Origin of the sequence: Microcoleus sp. T3_D1, from assembly GCF_036700405.1 — a bacterium.
GTDB lineage: Bacteria > Cyanobacteriota > Cyanobacteriia > Cyanobacteriales > Microcoleaceae > Microcoleus.
The window spans coordinates 21094-33059 of record NZ_JAUBOV010000080.1 but is presented as its reverse complement, the minus strand read 5'-3'; the positions used below and the strand labels follow the sequence as shown (position 1 = coordinate 33059).

7 protein-coding genes are annotated in these 11966 nt (G+C 45.8%); 4 read left to right on the top strand and 3 right to left on the bottom strand.

Going from position 1 to position 11966, the window contains the following annotated elements; genetic code table 11:
• The first annotated feature begins 374 nt into the window (after positions 1 to 374).
• From QT992_RS27050 to QT992_RS27040, 3 genes are all read left to right on the top strand, one after another.
• Positions 375 to 971: a tRNA isopentenyl-2-thiomethyl-A-37 hydroxylase MiaE gene (locus tag QT992_RS27050; RefSeq protein ID WP_333378175.1), complete on the top strand. Its 597-nt coding sequence runs from the start codon at positions 375 to 377 to the stop codon at positions 969 to 971.
• 91 nt (positions 972 to 1062) lie between these two features.
• A complete protein-coding gene (locus tag QT992_RS27045) occupies positions 1063 to 1557 on the top strand; it encodes a GNAT family N-acetyltransferase (RefSeq protein WP_333322619.1) in 495 nt (164 codons plus the stop codon).
• An 86-nt stretch (positions 1558 to 1643) separates the two neighbouring features.
• Positions 1644 to 3032 (top strand): cytochrome P450, encoded by a 1389-nt coding sequence (locus QT992_RS27040; RefSeq protein ID WP_333378173.1) that lies wholly within the window; start codon positions 1644 to 1646, stop codon positions 3030 to 3032.
• Between the two features lie 56 nt (positions 3033 to 3088).
• Here QT992_RS27040 and QT992_RS27035 read toward each other — a convergent pair whose 3' ends face one another.
• From QT992_RS27035 to QT992_RS27025, 3 genes are all read right to left on the bottom strand, one after another.
• Positions 3089 to 6931 (bottom strand): PAS domain S-box protein, encoded by a 3843-nt coding sequence (locus QT992_RS27035; RefSeq protein ID WP_333342453.1) that lies wholly within the window; start codon positions 6929 to 6931, stop codon positions 3089 to 3091.
• A 121-nt stretch (positions 6932 to 7052) separates the two neighbouring features.
• Positions 7053 to 8444 (bottom strand): malic enzyme-like NAD(P)-binding protein, encoded by a 1392-nt coding sequence (locus QT992_RS27030; RefSeq protein WP_333289503.1) that lies wholly within the window; start codon positions 8442 to 8444, stop codon positions 7053 to 7055.
• 850 nt (positions 8445 to 9294) lie between these two features.
• Positions 9295 to 9690, bottom strand: a complete 396-nt coding sequence (locus tag QT992_RS27025; RefSeq protein ID WP_333342450.1) for a hypothetical protein — start codon at positions 9688 to 9690, stop codon at positions 9295 to 9297.
• Positions 9691 to 10039: 349 nt separating this feature from the next.
• Here QT992_RS27025 and argS point away from each other — a divergent pair, with 349 nt between their 5' ends.
• On the top strand, positions 10040 to 11797 hold the full coding sequence (gene argS, locus QT992_RS27020) for an arginine--tRNA ligase (RefSeq protein WP_333342448.1): 1758 nt from the start codon (positions 10040 to 10042) through the stop codon (positions 11795 to 11797).
• Positions 11798 to 11966: the final 169 nt, after the last annotated feature.

Sequence of the window (11966 nt, the reverse complement as noted above, 5' to 3'; positions counted from 1 at the left end):
CCAAACCAGCGGGTTCGCGTGCCCAACCCCTACTCCCCACAAGAGTTTAAATCAAAATAATTAAGCGGTAAGGTGCGGATTGCGCACCCTACACATACAGATTCTGCGTAAGTCCTGTTACAATAAAATGCAACTGCGGTAAGGTGCGGATTGCGCACCCTACACATACAGATTCTGCGTAAGTGCTGTTCAAAAAAATGCAACTTTAGGCAAGCTCCAAACCAGCGGGTTCGCGTGCCCAACCCCTACTCCCCACAAGAGTTTAAATCAAAATAATTAAGCGGTAAGGTGCGCATTGCGCACCCTACATATACAGGCTCTCAACCCATATCGAAGCAGTCATTCATAATCTAAAATCTCAAATCTAAAATGGTATGACTTCAACACTGCCAACTATTAAGTTTTTGAAACAGCCGACTTCGGAAGCTTGGGTGCAACAGGCGATCGCCCATTTGGATACAATCTTATTAGACCATTCTCACTGCGAGCGGAAAGCGGCGGGAGTAGCGTTAAATTTAATGTTTCGCTACCCAGCCCGGGAAAAATTGGTGAGGATGCTAACGGCGATCGCCCGCGAAGAATTAGAGCATTTCGAGCAAGTCAACCAGCGGTTAGAAAAGCGCGGCATTGCTTTGGCCCCTTTGGCTGCACCTCCCTATGGTGCTGGTTTGTCCGCCCAAATTCGCAAGCAGGAACCGGAGAGACTTTTGGATTCTTTGTTGGTTTCTGGTTTGATAGAAGCGCGCAGTCACGAACGGTTGGGGCTGCTGGGCGATCGCTGTCCCGACGCGGAATTGGCTAAGTTTTACCGCAGTTTGATGGCTTCGGAGGCGCGCCATTACGGTGTATATTGGATTTTGGCAACAACTTATTTCGATCGCACTCTTGTGATTGACAGGCTGGAGGAATTATCATTAGTAGAGAGCGAGTTGCTGGCAATTCTTCATCCCGAACCAAGAATTCACAGTTAAAAGCTAGGTGCATTTAAAAACTGTAAAACAAAAAAAATTAGTAAGTTTACAGTTGCTAAGGTCAAAAAATAAATATACGTTGCAACAACCAATGAAAACCCAACATCTGGATTTTTTAATTCGTTCCTGGGAAACGCGCGATCGCGCTGAGGCTTTCTATTTAATTAGGGATGTTTTAGCAGAATACGGTTTAAAATGCGAACCTCACGGGGCCGATCGAGATGTCTATGATGTAGAACTACATTATCATAATCAAGGCGGTGAATTTTGGGTAGTTGAACGGCAGGATAAAATAGTCGGTACGGCGGCTTACTATCCGATTGAGCGCGGAAATAATGCTGTGGAAATTCGCAAAATGTATATTTTGCCAGCAGCAAGAGGACAGGGTTTGGGGAAATTTTTACTGCAAGAATTGGAAAGTAAAATTATAGCTCGCGGCTTTGATGAAATTTGGATAGAAACGGCCAGCATTCTCAAAGAAGCTGTGAAAATGTACGAAAATAGGGGATATATACCGACAACTGGTGTGGAGACGCCAAGGTGCGATCGGGTTTACGTAAAATATCTAGATATAAAAAATCTCTAATAAGGTTTGTGTAAACAAGGATTAATTTACTCAGTTTCAATCAACTGTTGATTGAAACTGAGTAAATTAATCTAGGAGGAAAACAAATGACTATCCCCACAGAAAACTCTCACTCTCAAAATCATGCTACCCACAAATTGCTAGACGGCCCTAAAGACGCTAGATTTGTTCAGACAGTGCGGGGCATTTTAAATCCTCTGTATTATTTAGATAGTAATTATCAACGCTACGGCGACCTTTTTACCAGCGAATTCAGCAACTTTCCGCCCCAAGTAATTGTTAGCAATCCTCAAGCTATTCAAGAAATTTTTACATCCGATTCCAAACTCTTTGAATCCAGTACGGGAAACCAGATAACGCTACCTTTAGTAGGCTCGAATTCGTTATTGTTGTTAGATGGCGATCGACATTTGCAGCAGCGCAAACTTTTAATGCCACCTTTTCACGGTGAACGGATGAAAGCTTACGGACAAATCATCCGCGATACAACCGAAAAAGTAATTAATAATTGGACTCCTGGTAAGTCGGTTATCGCGCAATCAACTATGCAGGAAATTTCCTTGGAAGTAATTTTGCACACGATTTTCGGGCTGAGCGAAGGAGAACGCTACCAGCAAATTCAGCAACTAATGATTAATATGTTCAGCCTGTTTAGCAATCCATTAAGCGCTACCTTTTTGTTTATCAAGTCGTTGCAAAAAGATTTAGGTGCTTGGAGTCCTTGGGGAGGATTTCTGCGACAAAGACAGCGTTTAGATGAACTGCTTTATCAAGAAATTCGCGAGCGCAAAACTCAGTCTGAACCATTGGGGGAAGACATCCTGAGCTTGTTAATTTCCGCTCGTGACGAAGCAGGAAAGCCGATGAGCGACGTTGAATTGCGGGATGAATTAATGACAATCTTATTCGCAGGTCACGAAACTACAGCCACAGCTTTAGCCTGGGCTTTGTATTGGATTCACTACATCCCAGAAGTCCGTGAAAAACTGCTGCAAGAGCTCAATTCTCTTGATGTCGAAAATTGCGAGCCGACGGAAATAAGTAAACTCCCGTATTTGAATGCTGTCTGTTGCGAAACGCTGCGGATTTATCCGATCCTATTTTTTGCATTTCCGCGCCTTCTGCAAGCTCCGATGCAGTTAATGGGTTATAATATTCCCAAAGGAATGGTACTTTCTACCTGCATTTATTTGGTTCACCACCGACCGGATATTTACCCGGAACCAAAACGTTTTAAACCCGAACGTTTTCTAGAAAGGCAATTTTCGCCTTACGAATATTTGCCGTTTGGAGGAGGGAACCGCCGCTGTATTGGGGCGGCATTTGCCATGTTTGAAATGAAGTTAGTATTGGCGAAAGTGCTGTCACGATACTCTTTAGAACTTGCAGAAAATCGTCCGGTTTTGCCAGTACGCCGCGGTTTGACAATGGCACCCGCTGGTGGTGTGCCTCTCGTGGTAAAGGGTCGGATTTGAATCTTATCAAATCCGGTCGATCGAGCGGAGATGATATGATACCAATGCAACGGGTTTTAATTTATTTTTTGCTGCAGAGGAATCTCGATCGCAAATTCGGAACCTTCTCCCAATACAGAAATGCAAGAAAGCTTGCCGCCGTGTTTTTCTACTATAATAGAGTGCGAAATAGCCAATCCTAGGCCAGTTCCTTTGCCAATGGGTTTAGTAGTGAAAAACGGGTCAAACAACCGCTTTTTCACATCTTCGCTCATCCCAGGGCCGCTGTCAGCTATCCATATGGCAACGCTGTTATTGTCGGTTACTTGGGTGCGAATCGTAATTGCGAGATTTTTGGCGGTGCGATCGGATTTCTTCATCTCCATTTCCAATGCGTCTAGCGCATTGCTCAACAAATTCATAAATACTTGATTTAACTGACCGGGATAACATTCAACTAAAGGCAAATTACCGTATTCTTTAATCACATTAATTGTCGGGTGATCGGCTTTATGTTTGAGGCGGTTTTGCAAAATCAGCAGCGTGCTTTCAATGCCTTCGTGAATGTCAACTTGTTTCTTTTCGGCTTCGTCAAGTCTTGAAAAAGTTCGCAGGCTCAAAACTATGTCGCGGATGCGATCGGCTCCGAATTTCATAGAGGCTAAAATTTTCGGTAAATCTTCAATAAGATAATCAATTTCAAAGTCTTCCCTTGCCTCTACAATTCTGGCGCTCGGCTGCGGGTATTCCTTCTGGTAAAGTTGCAGCATTTTTAGCAAGTTTTGAGTGTATTCACTGGTGTAGCTGAGATTCCCATAGATAAAATTAACCGGGTTGTTAATTTCGTGGGCTACGCCTGCTACTAACTGGCCCAAACTCGACATTTTTTCACTTTGAATTAATTGAGTTTGGGTGCGTTGGAGTTCGTGCAAAGTTTGTTCTAGCTGTTGAGTTTGAGCTTGAGCTAATCGGGCCGCTGTGCGCGTTTGGGTGTAAAGTTCGGCGTGGTCGATCGCGATCGCAATTTGAGCGACCACCGCTTGCATCAGTTCGACTTCCGATTCGCTCCAATTTCGCATCGACATAGCCTGATAGCAGGTAATCACCCCAATATCGCCTGCGGCAGTATGAATTGGCAGCGACAGCACTGAGTTAAAATTTGAAGCCTGGAAAAGTTCGCGCAATTCTACATCTTCAAAAGTGCTGACATCATCAATTCGCAGAATTGCTCGCCGCAAAATCTGTCGCACTGCGAGACTAGATTTGTCGTCTACAGGATAAGTGCCAAGCATACTCGGCAAATCTGCATTCTTCGCTTCGTAAGTTACTTCCCAAAGGGGAGGATTGGTGTTGGGGCGATACCAAGTGAAGATGCACCAATCTAGGTGCATCAGATTGCGAATTTCTTGAACGGCGGTTTCTACAATTGTGTCTAAATCTAAAGAAGTGCGGATTTGGTTGGCAATTTGATTGAGCAGTAATTCTCGCTGAGCTTGTTGTCTGAGCGCTTCTTCCGATCGCACTAAAGTTTCTTCGGCAAGTTTGCGATCGGTTAAATCTTGGATCACTCCTTGGATAATTTTTTCATTTCCCACCTCGATGACTGTCAGCACCACTTCTGCGGGAAAATCAGTACCGTCTAAGCGCTGATGAACCCAATCAAAACGGTGCTTTCCCCGCTCAAAGGCGATCGCCATCATTTCGTCAGCCATGCTCAAAGAATCTTTGCCGTTGGGTTGGAAAGGAGGCGAGAGTGTGCCAGGGTTTTGGCCGTACAACTCTTGCGGGGTAGTGCAGCCGAATAGTTTTAGGGTGGCTGTGTTGGCATCGGTGATGGCATTGTCACATAACATAAAAACAGGCAAACTGGTTAATTCGTAGAGCGATCGAAATTTGGCTTCCGACTGCTGCAATGCGGCTTCTGTTTGCTTGCGATCGGTAATGTCGGCAACCATTGCCAAAGCGCCCACATAGCGTCCCTGTTTGTCTGCCAAGGAATTAGTAGAAAGCATCGCCCACAAGTCGCTGCCGTCTCGGCGACGGAACTTAAAATCGAGCTGTTCGCGAATTTGTTCACGGCGGCGTTTGAGACTGGCTTGTGCGATCGCCATGCCTTCTGCGTCCATGAAAGCAAATAGCGACTGTCCGATCATTTCCTCTGGAGTGCAGCCGAGCATATCGGCCATTTTTTGGTTGACAAAAGTAGTTTTACCATCCGTATCTATCATCCAAATTCCTTCGTCTGCTGTCTCGACAATGCACCTGTATTTGTCCTCGCTTTCCCGGAGCGCTTCTTCTGCTAATTGGCGAGCCGTAATGTTTTGAGTCATTAGCAATCCGCCGATAATTTCTTGCCGTTCGTTTCTGACTGGCAAAGTATAACCGAGGTAGATGCGATCGCTGTAAATAAATTCTGTAACAACTGTTTCTCCTGCCAGTGCCGCCAGATAATTTGGCTCGACAGCAGCGCAAAAATCTGGCTCGAATACTTCCCAGATTGTCTTGCCTTCCATCAATTCTTTGGAAAGCCCCACGGCGGCTAATTCTGTACCTTCTACCAGCGTGTAACGCATTTCTGGATCGAACAACATCACCGCGCCGTTAGGAAAGTTGCTTGCCATAGTGCGGTAAAGCTGTTCGCTTTTTTGCAGCGCAGCTTCTGCTTGTTTGCGATCGCTAATGTCAATTACAACTGCACCGATGCCGATCGCCTCCTCATCTTTGTCGAGCAGGGGAAAATAAGAGCCTGTCAGGTGTCGAACAAAGCCAGGCGTTCTGGGATTGTCACCACTCATCTCCATGTTAATTAAGGGTTGTTTTGTCCTCAAAATTTGTTCGTACAAAGGCTCTATTATTGGAGCGATATTCGGCAATATATCGCGTACAGTCTTGCCAATGTGTTCGGCTGGACTCAAGCAATTTATTTCTGCTAGAAATTGATTAATTTGCACGTACCGCAGTTGCGAGTCCAAAATGCAAAGCCCCGCAGGCGCATCCTTCAAAAAGGCATCAAATAGTGCTTGTCTTTGTGCTAATTCTTGTTCTAAAGCTTTGCAAATGCTGAGATCAGTTAAAGAGCCAATCATCCCCATAACTTTTCCCGTTTGGTCTTTCAATAGCGAGAGCATCAGGTGCGAGGAAAATTTTTCTCCCGATTTACGGCGTGTGATAACTTCTATTTCATGCTCGCCTTTTTCTTGTAGCGGTTTGATGACTTGATCTAACAAAAATTCGTGCTGTTCGGGCGGGTAAATTAAAGAAACGTGCTGTCCGATAGCCTCAGTTGCTTCATAGCCGTATAACTTTTGGCAGGCTTGATTCCAAATGGTAATCGAGCCGTCCATATCTGTAGCAATCACCGACTCGTGAAATTGGTCTATAATTTGACTTTGGAGACGCAATTTTTCTTGAGCCTGTTCCAGTTCGGCGATTTTTTCTTCGAGTAGTTTCTGAGTTTTTTCCAGTTCGGCAGTCTGCTTTGCCAGCAATTTTTCTAGATGTGAATTGCTGTGCGGCGGTGCTGATTCCAGCGGGGCGCTATTTTGATCCCGATTATTAAAGATTTCTTCAACGCTTAGCCAAATCGCGCACTGTCCCTCTGTTTCAATTGCCCGCTCGGAAACTCGCACGGGTACGAGATGCTGGTTTTTATGTTTGTATGCTGCTTCGCACAGGTGCGCGTGGCTATTTTTTGCTTGACATTCTAGATATTTTTCTGGGCGCGCGCACTGTGTTTGCTGAATTTCCCAATAGTTGAGGTGGAGAGTTTCTGCAACTGTGCGGCCGATAATATTTGCAAAAGCTGGATTTACGTCGATAAAAGTCCCGTCCGTCCGGCACAATGCCAGCCCGATCGGGCACAGTTCTAACAATGGGCGGTTGCAGCGAGCGCGCTTGGCTTTTCCTAACTGGCTTTGCATCTGACCTAGCGGGACTTGGGTGATTTAATTATATCTTTATTATCTTGTTTATTGTTGTGAGTTTTATCCTTGATTAAGGAAGAGAGAAGAAGGAAGAAGGAAGACTTCCTTCTTCCTTCTATTAATCGCGGGCGATACCTTCGGAGCGGGCGGCCAACTGCACTGCACCGGCGACAGCAATGGCAACTCTTTCGTCAAAAACAGACGGTATAATGTGTTCTTTGTCAAGCTGAGAAGGACTGACTAAAGAGGCGATCGCGTATGCTGCCTCTAAATACATACTGGGCGTAATCGTGGTCGCTTTGCAGTCCAAAGCACCTCGAAATATCCCCGGAAATGCCAAAACATTGTTAATTTGATTCGGGTAATCGCTGCGTCCGGTTGCTATGATCGCCGCATCTTCCATAATTAATTCGGGCTGAATTTCAGGAATGGGATTTGCCATTGCAAAAACAATGGGATTCTCGGCCATCGAACGCACCATCGAGCGGGTGACTACGCCGGGGGCGCTGACTCCTAAAAATACATCGGCACCGGCGATCGCATCTTCCAAAGTACCGCTCGAAGCCACAGCAAATTCTAGTTTTTCTGGGTTCATATCCGTGCGGTCTTGGGAGAGGACGCCTTTGGAGTCGCACATGATGATGTTTTGGGCACCTGCTTTACGCAGCAAGCGGGCGATCGCGACTCCGGCCGCACCGGCTCCGTTAATCACTATACACACTTCTGCGATGGTTTTTTTGACGATTTTCAAGGCATTAATTAATGCTGCCAAACTGACAATCGCAGTCCCGTGCTGGTCGTCGTGAAAAATCGGAATATCTAAGGTTTCCCGCAATCTTGCTTCGATTTCAAAGCAGCGGGGAGAAGAAATATCTTCAAGGTTAACGCCGCCAAAAACCGGGGCGATATTCTGCACTGTGCGAATAATTTCCTCAGTATCTTGGGTATTCAAACAGATAGGAAAGGCGTCAATACCTGCAAATTCTTTAAATAGCATGGCTTTGCCTTCCATGACTGGCAGTGCGGCGGCAGGGCCGAGGTTTCCCAGTCCCAAAACTGCGCTACCGTCGGTAACAATGGCAACAGTATTTTGTTTGATTGTGAGGTTATAAACTTGTTGCGGGTCATTGGCGATCGCAGTGCAGATGCGGCCGACTCCAGGGGTGTATGCCATTGCCAAATCTGACTGGCGTTTGAGGGAAATTTTGCTAACTACGCTGATTTTTCCGCCGCGGTGCAAGTTGAAAGTGCGATCGTACACGTCGATCACTCTGATATCCGCCAGCGCTTTCACTGCTTGCACTATTTCTTCATTGTGTTCGAGGCTGGAGGCATCGACGGTGATATCGCGAACGGTAGTGGCGCGGGTTTGCTCGATCAAGTCGATTTGGCCGAAGTTGCCGCCTACAGATGCGATCGCGCTGGTGACTCGTGCCAGCATTCCCGGCTGGTTCGGCAGAGCAACCCGAATTGTTAAACTAAAGCTGGGGTTCGGTGTCAGTTTTACCATGATGTCTTGATTTCCGATTTGAGAATTTCAATCTTAGATTTTATCGCCAATGTTAGGCATAAAATTTAATAATTTAAATTTTCAACTGAAATTTTTAACAAATTCTATGAGCCTGTGGTGCGATCGCTCTGCACTGCCAGGGGTGTCGCTGGGAAACTGCTCTTTTTGTGAGTAAAGCTTTGCTCTGTTTCTAGCTGGTGACCAGGAATTTCTTGATGGTACCCGCCACGTGATTTATCCGTAGAATCAATCCAAAATCTAAAATCTAAAATCCTCAAGCCCCCGCATTTATCCGTAAGGTCAATCTAAAATCTAAAATCTAAAATCTAAAATCGATTGACTCTCCCACAAACAGCCTATTTTCTGTCAATTTCCCAGCGAACCGCGAATATGAAGCGCGGGGGTAGAAACCGGGTTTCTGAGGTGAACCTGCGGAACTCTTATCTATTTTTGAGAATATTTCTGCTTATTCTGAACATCAGCCGATATTCGCAAAAATCTATTTTCCAGCCATACCGCCTAATTCCTGCTGCTGTCTTTTGAAGCGAGACACCCAGGAGAGTTGATGCGGCTTTTTGGTGGCCTTTATTGGAAATGTAAAAAGTAGATGCACGGCTGTTTGAGCCGGCAGGTAAAAATCTGAGCGACTGACAAGCGGGCCTTTGATATATATTTTGTCTGGTTTAACACTTGCCAAAGATTGCGAGTGCAACCTTGCAAACGCTCTAAATTACCTGCACGCTTTGCCCGATAATTCCAGGGAGTGTAACTAACAGACAATCTACCCCGCGCCGGCACCGGCACAGCTTGGGCCGAACCGTGTTGAGTTGCTGGTTGCTAACTGTCAATTTTACCGATCGGCCGCAGCATCGGCCCATATAATTGTAAAGAATTTGCAAGCCAGACAATCCGGGGGAACTTTTTCTAAGTCTTGCAGATCGACCGGTTGCTCTCCCTCGCTGCCGGCGGGAAGTATGCACAGGGCAACTTGTCCGACTCCAGCCATGAGTTCGGCAACTCGCTCCAAAATACTGTCCATTTTGTCAATTAGTTGCTCTGCTGCATCGAGACTCGGCGCGATGATGAAAAAGGTTTTGACTCCATCGGGACAGGGAGCGAAGCCAAGGGTACACTCTCGTAATAGTGCTTGGGTGGAGAGACTGAAACCGTCGTAGAAGCGAGCGATTACTGCTTGATAAAAGACGTGGGTCAGAGAGCGATCGCCAAAAATTGGTTGAGATAACATAACTACTTCCTTTCGTAGGATTTTTGGGAGCATTGAAAAAATTTTAACATACCTTAATGTAAGCGATTTAACAAAATGATCTAGCGATCGAGATCATGGACTTGATGTGACATTTTTTAATTTGTGTAGCGATCGCAACTGTGATAAAATGTACTCTGTGCTATCACGGCCAATGCTTTTGATCGCATCAGTAGCTCAAAGCTAAGTACAAAATTTCCTACTAGGTGAGGAGAGGGGGAGAGGGCCAGAGGGAGATGGGCCGATGAAAATTACGTAAGTAGTCAGAGTATTATTGGCAAAAAGTGCTGAATCTAGAGTTTAAAATAAACATCCAATCAAAATATTAAAGATGAACTCGATCGCCCAACAGTTAAAAGCAAAATTTGAAAAAGCATTCACCGCTGCATTCGGCGAAAGTTATGCAGGTGCAGATCCGATGCTAGCCGCCGCCAGCAATCCCAACTTTGGGGACTTTCAGTGCAACGCGGCGATGAGTTTGGGGAAAAAGTTAGGAAAGCCCCCACGGGCGATCGCCTCGACAATCATCGAAAACCTAGATATTGCTGACATCTGCGAAACCCCAGAAATCGCCGGGCCAGGTTTTATCAATTTGAAGCTCAAACCGGCTTATTTGGAAGCGCAAATTAGTGCGATCGCCGGCGACTCGCGTTTGGGGATTGAACCTGCGAAAACGCCTCAGACAATCGCGATCGACTTTTCCAGTCCGAATATAGCCAAAGAAATGCACGTCGGACACTTGCGATCGACAATCATCGGAGATGCGATCGCCCGCACCCTCGAATTTCAAGGCCACGACGTACTCAGAATCAACCACATCGGCGACTGGGGCACCCAATTCGGAATGCTGATCGCATACTTGCGCGAAGTTCACCCCGAAGCCCTCACAACCGCTGACGCCCTAGATTTAGGCGATTTAGTCGCATTTTACCGCCAAGCAAAACAGCGCTTCGACGCAGACGAAACCTTCAAAGAAACCGCCCGCCAAGAAGTAGTAAAACTGCAAGCAGGCGCAGAAGACACCCGCCGCGCTTGGAAATTGCTGTGCGATCAATCGCGCCGCGAATTTCAAGTAATCTACGATTTGCTCGATATCAAATTAACCGAACGCGGCGAATCGTTTTACAATCCTCTATTGCCCGCCGTAGTCGAAGATTTAACCAATCTAGGTTTGCTAGTAGAAAGTGACGGCGCAAAGTGCGTTTTTGTAGACGGTTTCACCAATAAAGAAGGCGAACCACTGCCACTAATTGTCCAAAAAACCGACGGCGGCTACAACTACGCTACAACAGATTTAGCAGCAGTGCGCTACCGCATCCAAAAAGACAATGCAAAGCGCTTAATTTACGTCACAGATTCAGGACAAGCAAACCATTTTGCCCAAGTATTTGCAGTAGCCAGAAAAGCCAATTGGATTCCTGAAGATGTCGAAATTGTCCACATTCCCTTCGGTTTGGTATTGGGAGAAGACGGCAAAAAACTCAAAACTCGTTCTGGGGAAACGGTGCGGTTGCAGGATTTGTTAGATGAGGCGATCGTCCGCACGCGCCAAGATTTAGAAGAGAGATTAAAAGTCGAAGAAAGACAAGAAACTGAGGAATTCATTGCTAACGTATCTCGAACAGTTGGTTTGAGTGCCGTTAAGTATGCCGATTTAAGTCAAAATCGCGCCAGCAACTATATTTTCAGTTACGACAAAATGCTCGCATTGCAAGGAAATACCGCTCCTTATATGCTGTATGCTTATGTGCGCGTGCAGGGAATCCGCCGCAAAGGTGAGATTGATTTCGAGAATTTAGATGCTGGTGCGAAAGTAATCTTGCAGTCTGATGCAGAGTTGGTTTTAGCCAAACATTTATTGCAGTTGAGTGAAGTGATAAATGCGGTTGGGGGCGATTTGTTGCCGAATCGAATTTGTCAGTATTTGTTTGAATTGAGCCAAAAGTTCAATCAATTTTTTGAGCAATGTCCGGTTTTGAAAGCTGAGGAACCGTTGCGGACTTCGCGGCTAATTTTGTGCGATTTGACTGCAAGAACTTTGAAATTAGGTTTGGAGTTGTTGGGGATTAAAGTATTGGAAAGAATGTAAGCGGTAAGGTGTGCGGGGCGCGCACCCTACATTATTTAGTTGCGGTGCTCCGTGCGCTACATTATTTAGTTGCGGTGCGCCGAAGCGCACCCTACATTATTTAATTCGATCGCCCATTTCTCCAATTAAGTTTAGCGAATTATTTCCAACTTTCTAAGATGTCTTGAAA

Bases quoted from the DNA above. Each gene is read 5' to 3' on its own strand.
- QT992_RS27050 (WP_333378175.1), top strand. From the start codon at position 375: ATGACTTCAACACTGCCAACTATTAAGTTTTTGAAACAGCCGACTTCG.
- QT992_RS27045 (WP_333322619.1), top strand. From the start codon at position 1,063: ATGAAAACCCAACATCTGGATTTTTTAATTCGTTCCTGGGAAACGCGC.
- QT992_RS27040 (WP_333378173.1), top strand. From the start codon at position 1,644: ATGACTATCCCCACAGAAAACTCTCACTCTCAAAATCATGCTACCCAC.
- QT992_RS27035 (WP_333342453.1), bottom strand. From the start codon at position 6,931: ATGCAAAGCCAGTTAGGAAAAGCCAAGCGCGCTCGCTGCAACCGCCCA.
- QT992_RS27030 (WP_333289503.1), bottom strand. From the start codon at position 8,444: ATGGTAAAACTGACACCGAACCCCAGCTTTAGTTTAACAATTCGGGTT.
- QT992_RS27025 (WP_333342450.1), bottom strand. From the start codon at position 9,690: ATGTTATCTCAACCAATTTTTGGCGATCGCTCTCTGACCCACGTCTTT.
- argS (WP_333342448.1), top strand. From the start codon at position 10,040: ATGAACTCGATCGCCCAACAGTTAAAAGCAAAATTTGAAAAAGCATTC.